The sequence below is a fragment of the Paludibacter sp. 221 genome (genome assembly GCF_010501035.1).
Taxonomy (GTDB): domain Bacteria; phylum Bacteroidota; class Bacteroidia; order Bacteroidales; family Paludibacteraceae; genus QVMH01.
This window is the reverse complement of the sequence record NZ_QVMH01000050.1, coordinates 1-24,369: the sequence shown is the minus strand read 5'-3', so window position 1 is coordinate 24,369 and position 24,369 is coordinate 1. Positions and strand designations below refer to the sequence as shown.

The 24,369-nt window shown below is 37.8% G+C and carries 18 protein-coding genes; 8 read left to right on the top strand and 10 right to left on the bottom strand.

Annotation, left to right across the window (positions count from 1 at the left end; translation table 11 throughout):
• From D0T49_RS10745 to D0T49_RS10710, 8 genes are all read right to left on the bottom strand, one after another.
• Nucleotides 1-1,034, bottom strand: a 1,034-nt coding sequence (locus tag D0T49_RS10745) for a transposase (protein WP_163631256.1), incomplete at its 3' end; no start/stop codon positions are given.
• A 664-nt stretch (nucleotides 1,035-1,698) separates the two neighbouring features.
• Nucleotides 1,699-6,009 (bottom strand): acyl-CoA dehydratase activase-related protein, encoded by a 4,311-nt coding sequence (locus D0T49_RS10740; RefSeq protein ID WP_163631254.1) that lies wholly within the window; start codon nucleotides 6,007-6,009, stop codon nucleotides 1,699-1,701.
• 34 nt (nucleotides 6,010-6,043) lie between these two features.
• Nucleotides 6,044-6,829, bottom strand: a complete 786-nt coding sequence (locus tag D0T49_RS10735) for a bifunctional 2-polyprenyl-6-hydroxyphenol methylase/3-demethylubiquinol 3-O-methyltransferase UbiG (RefSeq protein ID WP_163631252.1) — start codon at nucleotides 6,827-6,829, stop codon at nucleotides 6,044-6,046.
• A gap of 45 nt (nucleotides 6,830-6,874) precedes the next feature.
• Nucleotides 6,875-7,486: a TetR/AcrR family transcriptional regulator gene (locus D0T49_RS10730; RefSeq protein WP_163631250.1), complete on the bottom strand. Its 612-nt coding sequence runs from the start codon at nucleotides 7,484-7,486 to the stop codon at nucleotides 6,875-6,877.
• Nucleotides 7,487-7,611: 125 nt separating this feature from the next.
• Entirely contained in the window at nucleotides 7,612-8,592 is a 981-nt protein-coding gene (locus D0T49_RS10725) for a glycosyltransferase family 2 protein (protein WP_163631248.1), read from the bottom strand.
• Entirely contained in the window at nucleotides 8,582-9,844 is a 1,263-nt protein-coding gene (locus D0T49_RS10720) for an oligosaccharide flippase family protein (RefSeq protein WP_370519671.1), read from the bottom strand. Before D0T49_RS10720 ends, D0T49_RS10725 begins: the two co-directional genes overlap by 11 nt.
• Nucleotides 9,845-9,874: 30 nt before the next feature.
• Nucleotides 9,875-11,032, bottom strand: a complete 1,158-nt coding sequence (locus tag D0T49_RS10715) for a glycosyltransferase family 4 protein (protein ID WP_163631244.1) — start codon at nucleotides 11,030-11,032, stop codon at nucleotides 9,875-9,877.
• Nucleotides 11,029-11,919, bottom strand: a complete 891-nt coding sequence (locus tag D0T49_RS10710; protein WP_163631242.1) for a GNAT family N-acetyltransferase — start codon at nucleotides 11,917-11,919, stop codon at nucleotides 11,029-11,031. Before D0T49_RS10710 ends, D0T49_RS10715 begins: the two co-directional genes overlap by 4 nt.
• 135 nt (nucleotides 11,920-12,054) lie before the next feature.
• Here D0T49_RS10710 and D0T49_RS10705 point away from each other — a divergent pair, with 135 nt between their 5' ends.
• Both D0T49_RS10705 and D0T49_RS10700 read left to right on the top strand, forming a co-directional pair.
• On the top strand, nucleotides 12,055-12,468 hold the full coding sequence (locus tag D0T49_RS10705; protein WP_163631240.1) for a polymer-forming cytoskeletal protein: 414 nt from the start codon (nucleotides 12,055-12,057) through the stop codon (nucleotides 12,466-12,468).
• Nucleotides 12,469-12,643: 175 nt separating this feature from the next.
• Nucleotides 12,644-13,387, top strand: coding sequence for a hypothetical protein (locus D0T49_RS10700; protein ID WP_163631238.1), 744 nt, complete (start codon nucleotides 12,644-12,646; stop codon nucleotides 13,385-13,387).
• A 3-nt stretch (nucleotides 13,388-13,390) separates the two neighbouring features.
• Here the strand turns inward: D0T49_RS10700 and mutY are convergent, their stop codons facing one another.
• Nucleotides 13,391-14,455 carry an A/G-specific adenine glycosylase gene (mutY, locus tag D0T49_RS10695; RefSeq protein ID WP_163631236.1) on the bottom strand — a complete coding sequence of 355 codons (1,065 nt, stop codon included), beginning with the start codon at nucleotides 14,453-14,455 and terminating at the stop codon, nucleotides 13,391-13,393.
• 526 nt (nucleotides 14,456-14,981) lie between these two features.
• Between mutY and D0T49_RS10690 the strand changes: the two genes are divergently transcribed.
• The 3 genes from D0T49_RS10690 to D0T49_RS10680 all read left to right on the top strand — a co-directional run bounded on the left by D0T49_RS10690 (nucleotide 14,982) and on the right by D0T49_RS10680 (nucleotide 18,264).
• Complete coding sequence (locus D0T49_RS10690) at nucleotides 14,982-15,983, top strand: TlpA disulfide reductase family protein (RefSeq protein WP_163631234.1); 1,002 nt, start codon at nucleotides 14,982-14,984, stop codon at nucleotides 15,981-15,983.
• Between the two features lie 175 nt (nucleotides 15,984-16,158).
• The gene (locus D0T49_RS10685) at nucleotides 16,159-16,434 is read left to right on the top strand and encodes an HU family DNA-binding protein (protein ID WP_163631232.1); all 276 of its coding nucleotides are present in this window, start codon (nucleotides 16,159-16,161) and stop codon (nucleotides 16,432-16,434) included.
• 258 nt (nucleotides 16,435-16,692) lie between these two features.
• Nucleotides 16,693-18,264: an Rne/Rng family ribonuclease gene (locus D0T49_RS10680; protein WP_163631230.1), complete on the top strand. Its 1,572-nt coding sequence runs from the start codon at nucleotides 16,693-16,695 to the stop codon at nucleotides 18,262-18,264.
• 90 nt (nucleotides 18,265-18,354) lie between these two features.
• Here the strand turns inward: D0T49_RS10680 and D0T49_RS10675 are convergent, their stop codons facing one another.
• Complete coding sequence (locus D0T49_RS10675; protein WP_163631228.1) at nucleotides 18,355-19,665, bottom strand: FISUMP domain-containing protein; 1,311 nt, start codon at nucleotides 19,663-19,665, stop codon at nucleotides 18,355-18,357.
• 1,077 nt (nucleotides 19,666-20,742) lie between these two features.
• Here D0T49_RS10675 and ligA point away from each other — a divergent pair.
• Genes ligA through dapA form a run of 3 tightly spaced genes read left to right on the top strand, consistent with a single transcriptional unit; the run spans nucleotide 20,743 to nucleotide 24,248 of the window.
• Nucleotides 20,743-22,743 (top strand): NAD-dependent DNA ligase LigA, encoded by a 2,001-nt coding sequence (gene ligA, locus D0T49_RS10670; protein ID WP_163631226.1) that lies wholly within the window; start codon nucleotides 20,743-20,745, stop codon nucleotides 22,741-22,743.
• 20 nt (nucleotides 22,744-22,763) lie between these two features.
• Nucleotides 22,764-23,309: a hypothetical protein gene (locus D0T49_RS10665; protein ID WP_163631224.1), complete on the top strand. Its 546-nt coding sequence runs from the start codon at nucleotides 22,764-22,766 to the stop codon at nucleotides 23,307-23,309.
• A gap of 42 nt (nucleotides 23,310-23,351) precedes the next feature.
• Nucleotides 23,352-24,248, top strand: a complete 897-nt coding sequence (gene dapA / locus D0T49_RS10660) for a 4-hydroxy-tetrahydrodipicolinate synthase (protein WP_163631222.1) — start codon at nucleotides 23,352-23,354, stop codon at nucleotides 24,246-24,248.
• Nucleotides 24,249-24,369 lie beyond the last annotated feature (121 nt).

Sequence of the window (24,369 nt, the reverse complement as noted above, 5' to 3'; positions counted from 1 at the left end):
CCAATCTGTTTTACCCTGCGATGAAATAATCTTTGCTGCTTATTTACACACTCCACAAGGCGTATTCCCTCATTGAAAGCTTCAAAAGAGAGGTGTTCTATAAAGTTGATTCCGTCTACCTGTATGGTGTTTACTTTAGCACCAAACTCAACTGCTTTGGTTTCTTTACCTCGAACAATTGGACGAATATAAGATTTATCTATACTAACAATCAAGTGTTTCACTTTTTTGCCTTCAAAAAACATACGCTGCTGATGATAAACCTGTTTTATCACCGCATAACGTTTAGTAAAGTTTTTGTTTGGGTGTACATTGAAAAGAACCTGATCGGTCAAACCTATTAATTTGTTCAACAGATGTAACAAGCTACGCTGAAGTACCCGACGGTGACTTTTGCGAGGATTACGACTCTTGCTGTAAGAACGATAGCGCAAGGCTTGTTTATCATATTTAGTTCGAGGTTTGCGTAAGCCCTGTTCTTTGTAGATGGCACACATATGAGTATGAAGCCAATCGACAGCTTCCCATAAAAGCTTAATATAGGTGGGATAACGTAAATGGCTCTCGTAACAAGTGGCATCGGTCATTAAAACAGAAAGGTTCTCCATGTAAGGCTTCCAGTATGAAGCCAAGACTTGTTGAAGGGAATCGATGTCCAACAAAGAGGCTATCTCACAACGAATCTGGCTAACGATCTTGAAGTTACGAAGGGGAGCAAGGGGGTGAATACGTACACCACAGAAGAGTTGATAGTGGATATTACTGTTCAAACTGTCGATAAGCCTGGAATCGGATAGGCCTGTATAGGATTTTAGAAACATCAGAGCCAGTTTACCTTCTGGACTAAAATAACTGCTTCGCCCAAGGGCACTGTCACGCAAACCTAAACGGCTAGCCAAAGAGGAAAAGGGAATAGCACCATAAAGCTGACCCAAAGCGCTGGAAGAAAAACCGGAACGATAATCTGAATAGAAATCAAATTCACTAAAACCTAATGTAGGTGTTAAACTTGAAAGTTTTTGTATCTTTACCATATCTTTTAGAGTGGATTTACCCCGATTTTGGCCACGAAACCTTTTTATCGGAGTTTTTTCTAAAGATACGAAAATCCCAACTAATTCGCAATGAATTAGTTGGGATTAATTGTTTGATTTGTGAATAGCCCTATTAAACCTTAGTAATAAGGATAAGACAGCAACATCTACCTTATTAGCTTATTTGTCAGATAGTCTAATAAGCTAATAAGGTTTAGGTCTGTAAGACCATTTATGTTACTAAGGTTGATTTCTGAAAATAAGGTTTCATGCTCAAACTAATCTGCTGATAGAAAAGAACATTGCATCAGCATACGTTGTAAAACACATCCAGATATTTTTTGAACCACAGTAGAAAACTGTTTTTTAAGAACACATAGCCAGTTCTCTATGCATCTGCATCCACTTCTATTGTGTTCTTAAATAACACCAATCGGTGTTATTCTGATTTATATCCTCAAAAAGAAAAACTATTGTGTCTATTGTAGTTTAAAAAATTAATCGACCTGTAGTAATTAAAATATTTTTAAAATCATCTGTATTACAAGTACTTAAGTAGACTTATAAACAAAAAAGAAAACCTAAGTCAAAATTAATCATATAATATACTGATTATCAGAATAATATAATTTAAATCTGAAAATTATGTATACCTTTTATAATATTATGCAGTCTTGGTTTTTAGTTCCTGTTGTTTTATTTCCTCTTGGGCGTTCCGAATCATAAAATGCAGGCGGTTGAACACATTTGCTTCAGCCATATTACTGTCAAAGTCGAGAAACAGCAAGTTCAATGATGGATAACGCTCTTTTGCCCGCTTCTCAATCCCTTTCGAAATCACTTGGTTAGCAATGCACCCAAAAGGCTGTAAACTCACCACATTATTTACCCCTATATGGACAAAATGGGCAAATTCTCCGGCAATACGCCATCCCTCGCCAAACTGTGCATTCAGGTTGATTATCTCCGAGGCGTTTGCTGCTGCATCATGTGGATTTTCTACCCTGTTAATGTAAGGGAAAGCAGCCGCTTTATCCTCCATCTTGTGAATGGCATTGAACACAAACCTTTCAGCAAAATTGATAATCGGCTTAGTAATGAAAGAAAAGTTTGCAATATTCCCTTTTTCCTTAGCCACACGGCTTGCAAAAAAGGTAGTGAAGAAATCAGTTAATGCAGGCACTACGGGCTCCACTCCCTGCTCTATCAGCCAGTTCACTATATTGCCATGACCAAAATTGTTGTATTTCACATATATCTCCCCCACTATCCCTATACGTGGAATTTTACGCCCATTGTTAGCACGGGCAAATTCATGGGCAGCTTTTTCAGCAAGCGTATAAAACTCTTTTGCATCAGCATTTTCAAGCGCTTTTATCCCCAACTGGATATATTTATCTTTCAGTTGTTTGGCGATTCCCTTTTTTACTTCACGGGGAGCTGTAGCATAGTACATCTGCGACAGGCAATCGGCAAAGGCCATACAAGCAAGTACCGGACGAATAACCTTTGTCCATTTCACTTTAAAACCAGGCTGCTCATTGATAGTTCCGGCTGAGGTAGAAACTGTTATGACTGGAATATCCTCGAATCCTGTGGCTATCATCGCCTTTTTCAACAAGGTTACATAGTTGGTAGCACGGCACTGTCCTCCCGTCTGGGTTATTCCTAAAGCAACCTCCTCACGCTTGTACTTACCACTATCCAAGGCTTTCATAAAATCCCCAACAACCAACGTCGCCGGATAGCAGATTTCATTGTTTGAATACTTCAATCCGTATTCGGCCGATTGCATATCACTTGGAGGCAGGTTCTCGGCTTCGTATCCAAGCAGTGAAAACGCAGCAGGAAGAAATGGAGAATAAAAATCGGCAAACCAAGGCATCAGAATCTTTCGCTTACGGTCTTCATCCAAAAATGGCTTTGTATGAACGGCTTTCGCACTCTTAATAACTTTCTCTTCGTGCTTGAACTTCAAACTCTCAATAAGCGAACGGATGCGTAAACGGGTAGAGCCTATGTTATTAATATCGTCAATCTTGAGGAAAGTAGCATTTTTTCCGTTCCGCTTCAGAATATCGGTCACTTCATCAATGATAAAGGCATCAGGCCCACAGCCAAAAGAGGTAAGTTCGATGTAATGAACATTTTCGGGAGCTTTTCCCGCCCACAGAGCCGATTTGAGAATGCGGTTTGTATATGCCCATTGCATGATACTCTGAACGTTTTCGGGGGCCGACTCCATATCCCGCACAATATCTTCGGTTATAACATCCACGCCGAAATCGGCTACAATATCAGCTATTTTATGCTGAATGAGCGGGTCGCTATGATACGGACGCCCTGTGAGTAAAACAACTAAGCGGTTTTCTTTTTCTGCATTCGCTAATATCGCCTTACAACGTTTATTCAATGTATCTTCATACTCCTGCTGTGCCTGTAAGCCTTTTTCAAAGGCGGAATCTATCTCCTTCTTACTCATTCCGGGAAGGATGGAACGAAGATATTCTTCACAGGCTTTTTTCATCAGCTTCTTATCTTTGAACGAAAAGGTAGGCGAATCGAACGGAATACCATAATCGCGCTCAGGATTGATAGCACTCCGTATTACTTCCGAATACCCGGTTACAATAGGGCAATTATAACTGTTGGTAGTGCGTTCGTCCTCCTTACTTTCATGAACTACAAACGGCAGGAATATACGGTCAACTTTTTTATCTATCAGATTAAATATATGCCCGTTAGCCAGCTTTGCCGGAAAACAGATATTATCTGCCATGACTGTTGAAATGCCTTTTTCGTACAGTTTCATTGTCGAAGGGTCAGACAGTACGATTTCAACATTACAGGCTGCAAACAGGGCATGCCAAAAAGGATAATCCTCATAAACTCCCAATGCACGAGGAATACCGATACGTAATACAGCCCCCTCCAAACCTCCCCCATAAGGGGAGGCTTTGGGATTAGCATTTTTATTATTTCTATCAAACAGTAAATTATATTTTTCTTCGTAAATGTTCGTACCTTTTACAGTCTGTTCGCCTGCATTACAAAACACTTTCTCGCACTTATTGCCCGAAAAATATCGGTTGCCATTTTCAAAACGGAAACGGGTTACTGTACATTGGTTTTCGCACCCTTTACAAACTGATATCTTACCGGTATATTCCTGAGGACGTACAACATCGCTAAGAGATACGGCATTATTCAGTCCCTTTTCCGCACTCTCTTTAGCAAAGAGCGCAGCGCCATAAGCACCCATTAGTTCGGGATAATCGGTAATCATTACGCTCTTGCCTAACTCGTTCTCTAATGAGCGAATAACAGCCAGATTGCGGAATGTACCACCCTGTACCATGATATGGTCGCCCAATTCTGAATTATCTTTCAATTTCAGTACCTTATTCAGGCAATTCTTAATGACCGAATATCCCAACCCTGCCGAAATATCGGCTACCGAAGCACCCTCGCGAAGCGACTGCTTTACTTTGGAATTCATAAACACAGTACAGCGCGTACCTAAATCGCAGGGATTTTGCGATTGAAAAGCAATTTCGGAAAATTCCTCAGGTGTATGATTGAGCGAGCGTGCAAACGTTTCGATAAACGAGCCACAGCCCGACGAACATGCTTCGTTTATTTCCAAACGGTTAATAGTCCCATTCTCGATAAAAGTAGCTTTCATATCCTGTCCTCCTATATCAAGAATAAAACTGACCTGGGGGTTAAAATGATAAGCCGCTGTATAATGAGCAATAGTCTCAACCATACCACTATCCAACGAAAAAGCCTTTTTTATCAGGTCTTCACCATATCCGGTTACACAGCTCCCGAGCACTCTTAATTCTTTTCCGGCTTCGTTAGTATGCTGATATAATTGGCTAAGCCCGTAAGTGGCTGTTTCGAGTGAGTTCCCTTTGTTTTTATCATAAAAACGGAAAAATACACGTCCTTCGCTGTCTGTTGCTATAATTTTCGTTGTAGTAGAGCCACTGTCGATACCGATAAAGCAACCATTATCGTGCAAATCTTTTATATCGATACTTGGAATTGAATACTTTTGTTTTTCTTCGTTCCATGCTTTTCGTTCCTCTTTATCGCAGAAAAGGGGTTTCAAACGGCTATTTACGTATATAAACTTTTTCTTATTTGCATCCTCTATTGTTCGGCTGTATTCTGATATTAGTTTCGTCTCTACCTGTTCCGACGCATTAATTGCAGCACCCCAAGCCGGCACGACTTCGGCGTATTGGGATACAACAAATTCTCCTTCATTTACCTCCGACTGCTTAATAAATGCCTCGCGCAAAGCAGGTATGAAGGTAAAAGGGCCACCACAAAGGAATACTTTAGGCTCTATCTTATAACCCCGCGCAAGCGATGTTATTACCTGCATGCTCACTGCATGAAAGATAGAAGCTGCAATATCCTCCTTACTCACATTGCGGGCTAAGAGGTTTTGTACATCCGTTTTAGAGAAAACACCACAGCGCGATGCTATCGGATAAATCGTTTTTGCATGATTGGCCAGTGAGCTTAGCTCGCTTACTTCCACATTGAGTATAGTTGCCATCTGGTCGATGAAAGAGCCTGTGCCTCCTGCACAATTACCATTCATACGGATATCAGGCGATTTTCCCTCGCGGAAGAAAATCATCTTAGCGTCCTCTCCCCCAATATCAACCAATGTCCGAATAGATGGAAATTCCTTTAAAATCAGTTCGCACGACGCTACAACTTCCTGCACAAACGGAATTTTAGCACGCTCGGCAATACCCATACCCGCCGAGCCTGTGATGGATAAGTGTGCGTGGACATCACCCAGTTTCTCCTTAAGTTGCTCAAACAAAGACATCACCGTACCTGCTATGTCGGCAAAGTGGCGTTTGTATTCTTTAAATACGATACTACCTTTTTCGTCTACAGCCACCACTTTTACAGTAGTAGAACCTGCATCTAAACCTATATTTATCATAGAAAACTATCTTTCTGAAATACACTGTTTTTACTTACTTCAACGTAGCTACGCAATATAAACAAGTTATTGTAAAATTGCGGAGATACTTCATGGAATCGACCACTTTATATACTACACGCGGCTTCAGACCAAACTTAATTTCATAGTTAGGGTTTATGAAATACGAAACTTTATACTCTATTTTGAATGGCGAATTATCCATTATCTTCTCAAACCGCTCGATGGATAAGCCAGTCTCTTTTATTTCCAACAGCTCATCTACCAGACTTTGCCGCTCTTTAAAGACATTCAATGTACCCCGATACAGTTTTTTAGGCAATAAATGAAAATAGGGCAAACGGGATAAAAGCCTGCTCTGACATACTTGCTGATGCCCTCCAAAAGGATTTTGCCACGGTGGAAAGGCAAAAAACACTACGGTGTTTTCATTGGCATAAGCTCCCAACTGATTGATAAAGCGTTCCTGATTGGGTATATGCTCGATAAAATCGCGCATGACGATAATATCAAAAGTACCTTCGTTGTGTTTGTATTTATATATATCTTCGCTGATTAAACTCAAATTATCTTTATAGGCATGGTCAGCATAGAATTCCTTAGCCATCTCTATTTTTGAAGTATTCAAGTCAATACCCAAACACTTACACCTCCTGTCGAGGAATGGTTTTAAATTGCCTGCCTCACCGCAACCTATTTCGAGCACAGACATCCCTTCCTTTACTTCCTTTATTTGTTCTATAAAAGGAATTACATATTTCTCGGTAGTGCAAACCTGCTCTTCAAAATACAATTTTCTGTCGGAATGACGTTTTTGCATAGTTTTATAAATAGTTACAAGGTATTTAGTTACGAGCTACAAGTTTTATTCTTCGAAATAAGCCTTCATAAGTTTCTTTACAATCAATTTATGTTCGTCAAGAAACGCATTGCGCGACTCCTTTTGAGGCTCGCGATACATTGCCAAAAGCGGTTCAAGTAAGAAGGGAGTGAATATCAACCCGAAAAAAGTACTCACCAATTGCGGCTTATCTATTTTTGAAATTTTCCCGACCTCCATTCCTTTACCAATCATAATATCTAAAGCATTGAGGTATGTTTGTGCTTTAGTATTTTGCTTTACAAAATCATGAATCTGATTAGGATTACGCTGAATTTCCAATAATACGAAACGAGGGACGTATTCGTTCTTTCTCAGCATTTCATCATAAATATCAACGATAGTATCAATTTTCGAATTGATGTCGCCCTCCAACAATGATAGGTTTTCAAGGCGGGGAAGCAGTGTATCAAAAACCTGCTCAATAATAGCATAAAACAAATTTTCTTTGGTACGGTAATAATAGTTGAGTGTAGTACGGCTTATACCGGCACGCTCTGCAATGTCAGACATCTTCGTACCATTCAATCCCTTTTCGATAAAAACCTGTTCGGCTGCTTTTATTATCTTACGCTCTGTTGTTTGATTTTCAATCATTTAAATCTACTGACAAAAAAGTTTGACACGAGCGTCAAAAATAAGAAAGATTATTGAAACTGCCAAAGTTAATTGTCAACAAAACTCAAATTCTTATGTTTGTTTTTGATTTTGCAGGCCCCTTTTTAATGGGAGTTCCTGTTCTTCCAATGAAGCAGTTTGCGGGTAATGTGAGCTAATCTATATAGTTTGTAGTGGGTGAAGAATAATATTGTTTTTTCTCCTGTACGAAGGGTGCTAATGTATTTCAATTCTATATCGCGAAACATCCACGCATATTTTCTACTGAGTAGTAAAGAGTCTGTATCCGAAAACAAATGTGCTTTGCTTTCTACTTTCAAGCGATTTATAATGTCTTTATCAATATCTATTGCATTTTCTCTTATAAATTTATCTGTTTCTGTCCAAAAAGCAATCGTATTTTCAAAATGCAAATTTGTTCTTGAACTGGTTGTGGAATTTTGGTTGTAGCGGATATAATGATACAGCCCTTTATTAACTTTGACTATTTTTTTGGCATAGTAGTAAAAACGAACCATCAAATACCTATCCTCTAAATAACTTATACCTGCAGGCAACTTACAATCTTCTTTTTTATAAAATTCCTGCCGGATAAGCTTATTGCATAAATATGACTGCGATTTATCATTTATTATTTGTTCGCGAAAGTAATCTGCTACATTTTCAGGAACTGTGTCTTCTATGTATTCACTACATGTAGGATATTCACTTATCAAATCACAAACTGCAATATCTGCATTTTCTTTTGTTAATTCGCTATAGAGTAACTCGACCATATTTTTTTCAATATAATCATCGCTATCAACAAATAATATATATTTCCCTGTGGCGTGTTCAATAGCAACATTGCGAGCAACCGAGGTTCCTTCATTTTTTTCTAAATGTATAACCTTAACATCGGGCTTTCGATGGGGATACTCTTCCATTACACGATAAAGTTTTTCGATGCTATCGTCCGGTGTTCCATCGTTTACAAAAATATATTCTATATCTTGAAAAGTTTGTCGAAATAGACTATGAACACATCGTTCGATGTATGCCGACACATTGTAAACAGGCACTAAAACAGATACTTCAAAACTCATAAAGCTTGTATTTATTTATTACATATTTACAATAAAATATTTCAATGATTCCTGACAGAGAATATGCCAACGCTATCAACAGTATATTTTTACAAACAAAAACACCAAACAATGTCAATACAAGAAATGAGACAAGCGCTACAAACTGGTTTTTAGTAACAAAATAATACCTATTCTGAGGAACAAACACATAATTGATATAACAACCTACAACAAGGTATGTATATATAGTAATGCTTAAAGCAATTGCCATAGGATAAGCTGCAAGCATGCCCTTACCCCCCAGAAGCAAAACAGCCCAATACCCAAATACTACTATCAATAGTATTGTCGCTAAAGCAATAATACTCTCGTGCCTGATAATTTTTTTAATTTTACCGGCTTGGATATCTCCAATCATACTGGGGAATATTGCTGAATTGATGTTATTAGTAATTAAACGGGGAATCATTACTATTTTGTTTGCCAAGTCGTATATTGCCACATCTCTCATATTAAAAAATGTGCCTATTATCAAAGTCACCATTTCCCGTTTTACAGTACCAAATGCTGATGTCCAGAAAAACGGAAGCGAGTCAGAAAACAATGTCCTTAATGATTTTAACGAAACAAAACGAGTTACAACTCCCTCTTTCACCCTTAAATAAAATACCGAGAATACAGCACCCAAAACAGTCAAACCTGACATTATAGAAGCATATAAAAGCAAATTATCGGGAGATTTTACGAAAATAAGGATAAGAGGTATCGACAGCAATTTAATTGACAGTTGTACAAAAGTAACATACTTCATTTTTTGGACTGCCTGAAAATACCATACAGGAAATAAAACTTCGTTCAGCACTGTAGAAAAAATGATGATATACAACCATGCATTGGTTTTGACAAACGGAACAAATGCAATTAAGCAAGAAAGGATAAGGACTGATACTAAAAACAAATAAAACTTAGCTGTAAAAACACCGGAAACAGTTTCATTTTTCACATCTGCATTTTCGGGCTGTAACGATACCTTTTTTAATGCCGGATAAGTAAAACCGAATGAAATGAAAGAAATAAAAAAACTGATATTCGAAAAAACAAAAACATACGTTCCATAATTACTTTGTCCTAAAACCCTTATTAAATAAGGATACAGGAAAAGCCCTATCAACATGTTTGCTCCCTGCAAAAATGTCATAAAAAAATAGTTCTCAAAAACCTTTGAATACCTCGATAATATTATTTTTATTTTCTGAATCAATGTTCCCACTGTTTATATTAATCCGGAATTCTATCAAGCTCAAACATTTAGTGTTTTCGAATATATCGCGTATATACGCTTGCCTACACTCTCGTAAGAATAATCATCATACGCACTTCCTCTTATTTTTTCAACATCATACTTACTGTGGTTGTCCAGCATATAGTTCATTGCATCGCAAAGCATTTTCTCATTCTTAAATTCAACTACAATTCCGTTATCATCGTTAATAACATCGGGGACAATCCCCGTAGGTGTAGATAAAACAGGTACTCCGCTCGCTAAACTTTCGGCTATAACAACTCCTGCTGTTTCGTAATTTGAAAACAACACAAAAAAATCACTATTCTGAAACCACCATGCTACCTCTTCAGAAGTTTTTTCGCCTAAAAACATCACACTGCCAAGTGGAAAGTCAAGAGTGTTTGAATACTTTAATATCTGATTGTAATCAGCACCTGTACCAATAATTATCAGTTCAAAATCAGTTCTTCTCTCTGTAAGCATTTTTGCAGCCTTCAAAATACCGGATATGTTTTTAGCTTTATCATCGAAACATGATATATGAAATATTCTTTTTATTGTTCTATTCTCTTTTTTTTGCGGTTTTTCAAAAAAGAAATCATCTACAACATTACTTACCACCTTGTAACAAGGGTTGTGTAAACCATTCTTTTTCATTTCTTTTTCGAGCAACCCTGATACCGGCATAACTGCAGATGCATTTTTTACTACTAACTCTGTTATTTTTCTATGCACACACCCGTTGTACGAAAAATTTTCAGGCAAATAGCGGCTCCAATGTTCGGTTATTACATAAGGGATTTTATTTCTTTTTTTATAAAGATATGCGATGAATCCGGTGCGGGTAAGAACATTTGCATGTAATATGTCGGGAGAAAAGCCTGTTTCGTTTAGATATTCAAAACCTTTTTTGTACGCCTTAAAAAAAGCGAGTGCTTTTAATGCTTTATGAAAAAAGCTTCTTTTTTTTACCGGATAATATACAATAATCTCATTCAGTTTATTGTGGTATTGGTTCTTTATCTCTATCTCTTTAATGTTTTCATCAAGGTGAATATAAAGCACCTTTACATCACAATACAAATTTACGGCCTCGGCATGCTTTTGTACAAACAAGCCTGCCATAGCATCATAACGATTGGGATACCAAGCTGATAAAAACAATACTTTCATTTCTTTTTAAATAAATCCATCATACGTGGAATACTCAGGCGTTCCACATGATAGTATGGTTTGTTGTACGAACCGAACCCCCGGTAAAAGCGGGCAACTCCACTTACACGTGAACCTTCAAAATCTAACAATACATCTGTTTTCGATTTGTCGCGTATAATTTCATCTACTATCAGAAACATGCCTGACCATTGTTTACCTTTAGCATTTGAAACGGGCAACAGGTATATCAACCGATGTTCCGATTTCAACAGACAAAGTGCAGCAATCAATTCACCATCAGGATAAAAAGCCGCATACAGCTCGATTGCACCACGGTTATATCCGTTCTCGATAAGTTTATGTACAAGCTCTTTATTCAACTCGGCAGTGCTTTTTTCTACCGAAAAATAAAAATCACAAAACTCCTCAACAGATATATCCGACTTAACATATATACCTATTTTAGTGGCTTTGCTTATATTTCTCCTTGTGTTTTTCGAATAAGCCCAATGCAATTTCTCATAACCTTTGTTCAAATCCAACACATAATTGGGGTATGATGTGGCTTTCGAATACTTATTGCCTTCATTGAGATTTAAATGATAACTCAAATAAGGGATTTTTCGTATAAAACCGTGAAGAATTTTTTCATCTATCTTTTGGGAGGAGAAAATACCGAGTTGCTGTGATAAAACAGGCTGTACCAAAAAAGGGATACCATATTTGCGCTTTACAGGCAATGGCATAAGATACTCATAATCAGATGACACAAGCGCTTCCCAGCCGGGCGAAACAATATCTAAATACCAACTTTGTGCATATACTAAAGCATTGTGTGATGATGCTATGGACTCATCCCAAGCAACATAGTCTATTTCATTGTGCTTTAAATATTTTATATCCATACTACAACTATCATAACAATAAAAACACAAAGGTAATCGTTTTAAATATTAAAACAGAATTTATTTTTTTGATATTGAAAAAGAATATTGTAACTTTGACACAATAATTTTGAAAAAAGTTTTTAAACAGGTATTATGGCAAAAGAAAATATATCAGGAAGTTCAGGAGTTATCTATAATTCGTTAACTCACGGAAGTAAAATAATAGGAAAAATCATTGCAGATAAGGATTTTAGAATCGATGGCGAGATAGAAGGCGATATTGTTTGCAGTGGTAAAATTGTAATCGGGCAAAAAGGTTTCCTCAAAGGTACAGTACAGTGTACATTTGCTGAGATATTGGGTAAAGTAGATGGTAAAATTGAGGTTTCGGACACATTGACCTTGCGTGAAAGCGCAGTTGTTGTAGGTGACATCAAAACCAAAATATTAATCGTAGAACCCAAAGCCGTGTTTGACGGTACGTGCTCGATGAAACGGGAAATTTCGAAAGCAGAAGCCGACATGGCCGAAATTTCACCTAAAAAGATGAAAGAACTGATTTCTTAAAAAAGATTATAACTAAACAACATATAACTTCTGCTAACTAAAATGCTATTAGTTAGCAGTTTTTATTTCCAGTGTTATGAAAAGACATATTATTTTTCTGATTTTTTTGGTATTTATTGTTTTTTCTTCCTGCAACTCGAATGAGAAAAAACAAAAAACACAGGTTCAACAGCGGTTGTCAAACATAGAGTTACTGATAGAGAATAACCTGTTGAATACGGCTAAAATAGAATTAGACAGCATCCACATACTATACCCTCGTATGGTGGATGCACGCCGTACAGCAAAGGCATTGGAAGACACAATTACAAGAAAAGAAAATTTAAGGATATTAGCTTACTGCGACAGCATATTGCCAATAAAAAAGCAACAAGCCGATTCTATAGCAAAAAATTTCCGGTTCGAGAAAAACGAGAATTATCAAAACACAGGAAACTTTGTTTACAAAACCTTACAGCTCGAAGCTAACATAGAGCGTACTTACCTGCGTGCATACGTTGATGAAAATGCTGATTTTTACCTGATAAGCAATTACACCGGGACAACAAAATTATCTCATACTAATTTGAAAGTATCAGTAGGCGAATCTTATGTACAGACTAACGATATCCCTACCGATAACCCGATGAATCACGAATTTAACGACGAAGGCGTATACTGGGAAATAGTAACTTTTAAAAATGAGCTTGCAGCCGAAGTGCCTGTATTTATAGCACAGTATGCGAACGAAAGAATAAAAGTGACATTACAAGGAAAGCGAAATTACACATATTATCTTACAAACGGGGACAAAAAGGCGTTGGCAGAAACATATAACCTACGGGTTGCAAAAAAAGACGTGATAATGCTCGAAAAAGAGATACAGAAAGCTATTGCTAATATTGAAAAAATAAACCAGCGTTACAGCACACCCGATTAGCGACTATTTGATAGGCTCATTACGTTCCAAAAAACTCTCTATCAAACGCGATACTGCATATTTGTCGATACTGTTGATGGGGGTTTTTATAAAGTGCTTTAAGCCTTCGCTTTCGTTCGAAATTGAAATAGATATGAATTGAGCATATATATTACGATGGCTCAATACATGCTTCACTGGTTTTGATACATTTTTTATCTGTATATTTTCAACCCCCTGAAACAACTCCTTAAAACACTCATTGTCAAATAACCTATCCACCGGCAGCAACTCATCCGACTCTATCAACGGAAACTCATACAAATTGTGCCAGATATCGTTTTTCAGCCGTTTTTGCAAATACGTACTGCCCTCAAAGTCGATATATAAATAGTTGAAATAGCGGTTTGTTACTTTCGTTTTTTGCGATTTTTTCGGAAGCAGGCTTACCATATCCATATCATACGCCTTACACAAGCCTTTCAGTACACAATTACTGCAAGCGGGCGAAACGGGAACACAATACAAGGCTCCAAATTCCATCATTGCCTGATTGTGCAATGCCGGATTCTCCGGCGATAAAAGCTCTTGTGCCAACTGCATAAACTCTTTTTTAGCTGTACCCGTATCAATGGGTGTTTCGATAGCAAACAGGCGCGACAAAACCCGGTAAACATTTCCATCTACCGTAGCATAAGGCTGGTTATAAGCAAACGAAGCAACGGCCGCCGCTGTATACTCTCCTATCCCATTCAGGCTCAGAATATCTTCGTATTTATCGGGGAAACGGCCGGAATAATCGCTCATTATCTTTTTTGCCGCCTTATACAAATTCCGAGCACGCGAGTAATAACCCAACCCCTGCCAATACTTCAAAACCTCGTCTTCATCAGCTTCGGCCAAAACTTTCACTGTAGGAAACCGCTCTACAAAACGCAGGTAATAATCCATTCCCTGATTTACCCTTGTCTGTTGCAAAATAACTTCCGAAATCCAGATATGATATGGATTAGATGTGTTTCGCCAAGGCAAATCGCGCCTATTTTGGAGATACCAACTTGTTATTATGTCTGAATATATATTTTTCATAAAACGACTGTTCATAGGTATATGACAAAAAGCTGAATAATATCAGTATTTTTCTGACAATCAAAGATTTCATTTATTAAAAACATCCATCTACTTCCTTTTGCCTTGATGCAAAAGGAACAAAAACTAATTTCATTGAAGCGCCTACGCTCAGCAAAATTCAAGTAAACTTGATTCTGCCTTCGCTTAAACGGCGCATTCAAGACTCTGCCCGCTTCGCACGAAAAACTTACGCTCAAGGAGCTAAAATCCTCAAACTCGCTACGCTCAAACAGTGAGTATTTTTACGCTCCTCTCACTTGTTTTTCGGCTCACCGGACAAGGTCAGAAGAGTGGCCACAACAGACCGAAAAAATATTCAACATTTTTTTGTCATGTATTCTGCAACTGTTCATAAAAACAAATCAAGAAATATTCAAGCTTTCTTGTTTATTTTCAGGGGATTTCGCACCTTTGCAGGGTGAAATTATTTTATTTTCATGTAGTTATTCACCAAGTTTCAAATGTACAAATAAAACACCTCAAAATGAAAAAGATTTTATTATGCTTATTTACGGTTATATTATTAGTATCATGCTCATCCGACCAATACACCCTTACAGGCAGTTTTGATAATCCTGATTACGACGGAACACTGATACAAATAAAAAGACTGGAAGGAACAAAATGGGTAAGTAAGGACGATAAAACTACCGTAGAAAATCGTAGTTTTGAGATAAAAGGAAACGCTACTGAGCCAACTATTGCCTATCTGAGTTATCATAACGAGCAGAAACAATGGAGAGGCGAAAAAATATTCGTATTGGAAAACCGGAATCTGAAAGTTCATTTCGACAACGATGGTAATATATCCATAACAGGAAGTAAACAAAACAAGCTGATTGATAATTTTGAAAAAAAATTAACAGGAAAAGAACCGGAAGAAAACGTACAATCGTATGTAAAGTTTTCAGAAAAACATATAAACAAACCGGCAGGACAAGCGGTATTTATCGACTCCTATTATTATATGTCGGTAAGCGAAAAGGAATCTATAATTTCACTTATGAATGAAGATACAAAATCGAACGAAAAAATAACAAGCATTATCAAACGGACTGAGGCTGAAACCAAAGTTGCTATCGGGAAAAAATTTACTGATTTTCGATTAAATGATAGTGACGGTAATTTATTTTCGTTATCCGAATTAGTAGGAAAAACAGATTATGTTCTAATAGATTTCTGGGCTTCGTGGTGTCCTCCATGCGTGCGTTCGTTTCCGGAACTTACAGCGTTTTACAACAATTACAAAGGTTCCAAATTAGAAATTTTAGGAGTTTCACTCGATGTCGGCGAAGAAGCTTGGAAACCAGCAATAGAGAAATACAAACTGTCATGGATACATGTTTCAGACCTAAAAGGCTGGGATAATGCTGCGGCTAAACTTTATGCTGTAAGTGCAATACCATGTACAATACTGATAAACAAGGAAGGAACTATCATGGGACGCAATATGAAATTAACAGAGATAGAAGAACTGTTAAAATAAAATCATTTTTTTATTTTACTCGGAAAGAATCGGATTAAAAATATCTAAAAACCTTTTTTTGAAAAAAAAGAAGTTCAAATGTTTTTGATTCAGAATAAAATAACCTATATTTGCAGTCCTTTTTGAGAAAATCTAAAAACATTATAATTATATCTAATTAATAAACTTATAAAAAATGACTAAAGCAGACATTGTAAACGAAATTGCCAAAAACACAGGAATTGATAAGGCTACTGTGTTGGCAACTGTAGAAGCTTTTATGGAAACAGTAAAAGACTCGTTGTCAAAAAATCAAAACGTTTATTTGAGAGGATTTGGTAGCTTTATAGTAAAGCATCGTGCTGAGAAAACAGCCCGTAATATTTCAAAAAACACTACTATAATTATTCCTGCTCATAACATCCCTTCATTTAAACCGGCAAAAACGTTTATGAGCCAAGTAAAAAAGTAATTGTATAACATATAAAATAATAATATTATGCCAAGCGGTAAAAAAAGAAAAAGACATAAAATGTCGACGCATAAGCGTAAAAAAAGACTAAGAAAAAATAGACATAAAAAGAAATAAAGTCTTTGGTTAGTCTTTAGTCCTAAGGAATATAAACAAACTTATAGCAACCATAGCTTTAAGTTTGTTTTTTTATAGTTACTAACACTATTTTGAAAAAGTTAGACTTTTAAAATGAAACTAATTAAACAAGAATAAAAAGTGAATAGCGAATTAGTAGTTGATGTTAAACCAACTGAAATATCTATTGCGCTGCTCGAGAACAAACGGCTTGTAGAGCTACACCAAGAAGGACGCGAAGAACTCTTTGCGGTGGGTAATATCTACATGGGACGGGTGAAAAAAATTATGCCCGGTTTGAACGCAGCTTTTGTGGATGTTGGCTACGAAAAAGACGCTTTTCTTCATTATCTTGATTTAGGTTCAAATTTCAACACACTTCGTTCTTTTACAGTACAGGCACAAAGCGACCGGAAGCGGATACCTGCTACTCAAAAATTTAAATCGCTTCCGGAAATAGACAAAAACGGTTCAATCAGCGATGTATTACAAACCGGACAAGAAATACTTGTACAGGTAGCTAAAGAACCAATATCAACCAAAGGTCCGCGTTTGACTGCTGAGGTTTCAATCGCAGGACGATTCTTAGTTTTAATTCCTTTTGCAGATAAAGTCTCTATATCGCAAAAAATAAAAAGCGAAGAAGAGCGCATCAGGCTTAAGCAACTGATACAAAGCATTAAACCCAAAGGATTTGGAGTTATTGCCCGCACGGTTGCCGAAGATAAAAAAGTTGCAGAACTTGACAACGAGCTGAAAATACTGGTAAAACGCTGGGAAGAAGCTATTGTAAAAACTCAGCAAGCAAAAGGAACAACCCTTATTCTGGAAGAAATAGGCCGTACCGTAGGTATAATACGCGACCTGTTCAACCCCAGTTTTAAACACATATATGTAAACGATAAAAACATTTTTACCGAAGTACATGATTATGTGAAACTTATTGCTCCCGAACAAAAAGACATTGTAAAACTCTACAAGGAGGAAGCACCCATTTTCGATAGCTTTGGCATTACCAAACAAATAAAATCGTCGCTGGGTAAAACAGTTTCTTTCAAAAACGGAGCCTATCTTATTATCGAACATACCGAAGCATTACACGTGGTTGATGTGAATAGCGGTAACCGTTCGAAAGCCGGAAACGGACAAGAACAAAATGCATATGAAGTAAATTTGGCAGCGGCCGAAGAAATTGCACGTCAACTTCGTTTGCGCGACATGGGTGGTATCATTGTTATCGATTTCATCGATATGCACGAAGGAGAAAACCGTCAGAACTTATATGAGAAGATGCGTGAATTTATGGCCGACGATAGAGCCAAGCACAACATACTTCCGCTGAGTAAATTCGGCCTGATGCAAATGACGAGGCAACGCGTACGCCCGGCAGTAGATATTGATCTTGAGGAAAATTGTCCTACTTGTAACGGTAAGGGAACGATAAAACCTTCTATCCTGTTTACCGACCAACTGGAGCGCAAGATTGAATATCTGGTAAAAAGACTGAATGTAAAAAACTTTGTGCTTTACATCCATCCTTATGTTTATGCCTATATAAACCAAGGATTTTGCTCTATCCGACGCAAATGGAAAAAGCAATACGGACGAGGATTTAAAATTATCCCTTCGCAGCAATTAGGTTTTTTACAGTACAAATTTTATGACAAAAACAGTGTTGAAATCGACCTTCAAGAAAAAATTGAAAAGATTTAGTAGTCAAAAAAAGAACTAAAAGTCGCAATTAAAAAATAATTGCGACTGAACATAAGCAGGGACAGAATAATTATTCTGTCCCTGTTACATTTACAAATCCGCTATACATCGTACACCGAAGCCGTTCGAACGGTACGTTACGTACGCAGGGTACACACCACTACCATTGAAGGTCATGTGGAGCGAGTACGTACTGCTAAGGCTACCACTCCAGTAGTAGCCGTTAGCACCTACGTTGTAAAGGTCGCCATTAGCGCTGTAGCGATAGCCGACGGCGGGCAAAAAGAGAGTAGTAGTTTCACCGTCAGGTTTCACTTCGTAACCGGCAGTACCGTTAGCAGCAGCATGCCATGCCCAAGTATTAGCTACAGCAGTGCCCGAAGCACCGGGAGCTGAACCACCACGGAAGATATCATTCCACTCACCTTGAGCGGGTACACGCCAACCTGTAGGACATGGGTCGTAAGTACCGTTTTTTTGGTTACGCCAATTAAGGTCGGCAGTAGTAGCAGATGTCCAGTTATAAGGATAAGTAGTAACCTTAATAAAGGCATTAATACCGCCCGTAGTAACACCGTTAGTAGTTGTACCACCTGTAGTTACATCTGTAGCAAGAGTAGTAGAAGTACCGCTTGTACGTTTTTCGTGTCCATCGCGAGTACGCCCCCATTGGTACAAATCGCCATAAACAGTAGCATCTGTATTACCACTTGCACTATAAGCCTCTTGATCTGAAATAGTTGTAACAGTAGCTCCCAAATTGTAGCACATAAACTTACTCCAACCGCCCGCTACGGTTTTAGCACCACAGCCTACAGCCACTTCGGCAACGTTACTGTTTACACTTACTTTATTAGCATCAGTCACTTTACAAAAATAACGACGCATGCCCAATTTACTTAAGTCGGGAGTAAAAGTATCTGAATCGCCTCCCGTACCATCTGTCACAGCCATAGGAACAGCATTGCTGTTAGCCGTCACTTCGTACCATTGGTACTTTAGCGTACCAATACCGGTAGCCGCTACGCTGATAGTAGCCGATTCGCCACCAATACCTGTAAGGGCGGTTGCATTTTTAGTTTCTGCCCANTGCGATACCCATGCAGTACCGTTCCACACATCGAAACAATCAGTAGTAGTGTTGTAAATAGTCAAGCCCTTAGCTACTCCTTTTTCAGTGCTTGTTTTACTACTCAAAAGCGCGTCACGCTCGTTTGTAGTCAATTTTGGCAACTGAATCCCACCTTTTACCGTTGTAGTATTCAGCTCCAACAGCGAGTAAGATTGAGGCTCTTGGTCGGCACCAATAGTTACCTGAGCATTTACATTAAAAATGAAAAACGAAAATTGAAAAAGACAGAATAAAATTAAAGTCTGTCGTAAAAATTGTTTTCTGTTCATGATTACTTAATTATTAGTTATTAATGTTTAATTATTATTTTTTTAAACACGGTGGCATTAATTATTAATGGTTAATTATTAGTTATAAGTATTTGGTTTTATTCCCGTTCCTGTCCCGTATAGCGGCTTCGAGTCCGCTTTACGGGTAATATTCTTCTTATTCGGGCGAAAGATTTTTCGCCTCTACATACATATTTAAAGTCTCCCAAAAACTATTTTTCCTATTTCCCTCTATTGTCCTTTCGGATTTGCAATCCGTTATTAGCATATCATCGGATTGCCGCTCGAACTTATTCGCCCCCCGCTGGCGCGGACTTGTAGTCCGTGTCCTGCTTGAAGAAAAAATATCCCACAAAGCCACACAAAGAAAAACACGGAGCAACGCCAGAGGTAAATAACACTCTGCGAAACTCCGTGAACGACTCGGTGTGGCTCTGTGAAACACACAACAACATTCATGTGATATAAATAGAAAACAAAAAATAATACCGCTACCGATATTTTGACAACATCGACAGCGGTAAATACAGAAAGCCCGAAAAAGAGAATTATCCTCTCTTTCGGTAATATAATTATATTGAATGTTTTTTGATTGGAAAACGGACGAACGTCCGAATATAAAGCTGATAAATGGCTCAGGGAGAGGCTTACAAGTCTCTCTCTCTCTCTCTCTCTCTCTCTCTCTCTCTCTCTAACATAATAACGTTATTTACAAACATTTTAACGTTTGTAAAAGCATTTTTTTGAGGTGATATTTGTAGAGAAAGATTCATTTTTCAATTTTCATTCTTCATTTTTGCTCGAAGAATGTGGATGCAAATGTAAAGGCTTTAGTTTTTTGAGGCAAATATTTAACGAAACAGAGTAGCTGTATCAATAAGTTCTTTTATTTATGCAGCATATAAATTATCTCTATAGACACAGTTATTATTTTTTTGATTTCAAATTATTCTGTAATATAAGTTTCCGCGTATTTTGAAAAAAACTATCTTTGCATGAATATAAAAAGATGATTCGCCATAAGATGAATACAAGATTATATATAATTGCAGTATATGTTTAATGTAGTATAAATTATTGATGATAAAAGAAAAGATAGAATCACTTCGCAAAGAGCTTGAAGAACATAATCATAATTATTATGTACTCTCCCGGCCTACTATATCCGACCTTGAGTTTGATATGAAACTCAAACAATTGCAGGATTTGGAAAAACAGCATCCTGAGTATGCCGACCCCTCCTCGCCCACACAACGCATTGGGAGCGATATAAATACCAGCTTCAAGCAAGTAAAGCATAAATATCCTATGCTCTCATTATCCAACACATACTCGGAGGAGGAAGTTGATGATTTCTACAAACGCACCACACGGAGCTTGCACGAAGAGCCGGAGCTTGTTTGCGAACTCAAATACGATGGCACATCCATTTCGTTGATTTATGAGAATGGTATATTAACCCAAGCCATTACACGGGGAGACGGAGAAAAAGGCGACGATGTTACCGAAAACGTAAAAACCATTCGGAGTATTCCCTTAAAGCTGCATGGAAATTATCCCCCTTTGTTCGAAATACGTGGCGAAATACTAATGCCGTGGAATGTATTTGAAGCTCTGAACAAGGAGCGCGAAGAACAGGAAGAACCATTGTTTGCCAACCCAAGAAATGCCGCGTCGGGGACATTAAAACAACAAAATCCGGCTATAGTTGCCAGCCGTAAACTGGATGCTTATTTATATTACTTGTTAGGCGATAATCTGCCCTACGATACGCATTATGAGAACCTGCAGGCTGCGGCATCGTGGGGATTCAAAATTTCGGATGCAGCACGTTTTTGTAAAACCAAAGAAGAAGTTTTTGAGTTTATCAACTATTGGGATATAGAACGTAAAAACTTGCTTGTTGCTACCGATGGAATCGTGATAAAAGTAAATTCGCTTGCCCAACAGCGTGCTTTAGGCTTTACAGCTAAATCGCCACGCTGGGCTATTGCATACAAATTTAAAGCCGAAAAAGCACTTACACGGCTAAACTCCGTATCTTATCAGGTAGGACGTACCGGAACGGTTACTCCGGTGGCCAATCTCGACCCCGTACAACTGTCGGGTACAACTGTAAAACGTGCTTCGTTACACAATGCCGACATCATCGAAGCTCTTGATTTACATATCGGCGACATGGTATATGTAGAAAAAGGAGGCGAAATTATCCCGAAAATTACGGGGGTCGACAAAGATTCGCGTATTCTTATCGGCGACAAAGTGGTTTTTATAAAAAACTGCCCGGAATGTGGTACTCCACTGATACGGTATAATGGCGAAGCCGCACATTATTGTCCTAATGAGAACGGGTGCCCGCCTCAGATAAAGGGTAAAATCGAGCATTTTGTAAGCCGTAAGGCAATGGACATCGAAGGGCTTGGAAGCGAAACGGTGAACCTGCTGTACAAAAATGAAATGCTTCACAACATTGCCGATATATATGAGCTTGATGTTGCTGAATTAGCAAAACTTGAACGGTTGGGCGAAAAATCGGCACAGAACATAATAAACTCGATAGAATCGTCTAAATCTGTACCTTTCGAGCGGGTAGTTTTTGCATTAGGAATACGCTTTGTAGGCGAAACCATTGCTAAAAAACTGGCAAATGCTTTCAAAAATATTGATGAATTTGCAAACGCTGATTTAGAGAGATTGACAAACGTAGATGAAATAGGTGAACGAATTGCCGATAGCGTGATACGATATTTCGCCGATGAGCAAAACAAGCAAACCATTAGCAGGTTAAAGTCGCACGGTATTCAGATGAGCTTGTCCGAAGAGAGTATGAAAAAGCAAAGCGACAAACTCAAAGGTTTGTCTATCGTTATCAGCGGTAAATTCAACCTCCACTCGCGCGACGAATATAAAGCGATGATTGAACAGAACGGAGGAAAAAATATAGGAAGTGTTTCCGCTAAAACATCCATGATACTGGCAGGTGAAAACATGGGACCTGAAAAACTGAAAAAAGCTGAAAAACTTGGAATCGAAATCGTTAACGAAGACGAGTTCTTAAAAATGCTAAGCGAGAAATAATTGAAATAAAACAGGATTGCATGAGTATTAAATCAGATATATTTGATAGAGCCGTTAAGAAGGAAGCTAAAAAGAATCCCAGAAAACAACGCTTTGTAACTTACGAAAAGGCTAAAAGTATTTTACTTATATATGAAAGTAACGAAAAAACAGACCATGCGGTGAACAAAATAGCCCAACAGCTAAAAAAAGATGGCAAGGAGATAACAATATGGGGATTTGTTAATGCAAAAAAGATATTAGAAGCCCCTCCTGAAGTGAAGGTTTTTTGCCGTAAGGATACCAACCTGTTTGAAAAGCCCAATAAAAAAATCATCAACGAAGCGTTAGCAACTAAATTCGACCTTTTAATTGATTTATCTCTGCATACTTATCTTCCTCTGTCGTATTTAGTACTATACAGTAATGCTACGATGAAAACAGGGTCTAAAATATCCAAAAATAATATATACGATTTTATCCTGGACTTCAAACAAAGCCCGGATAATAAAAAAACGGGCTTAAATGAACAGTCTTTGTTTGATGAGATAATTTTTTACCTAAAAAAGATACAAACAACAGATTAAAACCTTATTTTTGTGTCAAATTAGAATTAGCTTTTTTACAAAATGATTACGAATAAACTGACAGGAATGGGCGTAGCGCTTATAACGCCTTTTAAAGAAGATGAATCGATTGATTTCGAAGCTTTAGCCCGTTTAGTCGAACACCAGATAAAAAATGGAACAGACTACTTGGTAGTGTGTGGAACTACAGCCGAAACCCCGACACTTACCGAGGAAGAAAAAGACGAAGTTACCCATTTTATAATTAATTGTGTAGCAGGACGCTGCCCTATCGTATTGGGAGTAGGTGGTAACAATACCAAAGCTATTGTAAACAAACTGCAAACTGAAGATTTTGCAGGGGTAGATGCTATTTTATCGGTAACTCCTTATTATAACAAGCCATCACAAGAAGGTCTTTATCAGCATTATGCTGCTATCTCCAAAGCCTCTCCACTCCCAATAGTGCTATATAATGTACCGGGGCGTACGGGAATAAACATGACCGCCGAAACTACGATACGGCTTGCTAAAGATTTTTCCAATATATGTGCAATAAAAGAAGCATCAGGAAATTTCACCCAGATAGATGACATTATAAAGAATAAGCCTACGGATTTTTTGGTAATTTCGGGCGACGATGGAATCACCTTTCCACTTATCACATTAGGTGCTTGCGGGGTTATTTCTGTTATAGGAAATGCATTTCCACGTGAGTTCAGCCGCATGGTACGCCTTGCTCTGCAAGGTGATTATGATAATGCCCGCCAAATACACCATTATTTTACCGAGTTGTTCCAACTTCTGTTTGTTGAGGGCAACCCCGCCGGCGTTAAAAGTATGCTTGCCGTTATGGGATTTATCAAAAATAAGCTCCGTTTGCCATTAGTTCCTAATACAATTAAGACATACGAAAAAATCCGTATTGTACTTGATGAACTTAATGTGTCAATAAAATAATCAGACAGGCATAAAAATCTAAAAAGTTACGGCATATCAGTATATTATGATATGCTGTAACTTTTTTAGGGCTATTCACAAATCAAACAATTAATCCCAACTAATTCATTGCGAATTAGTT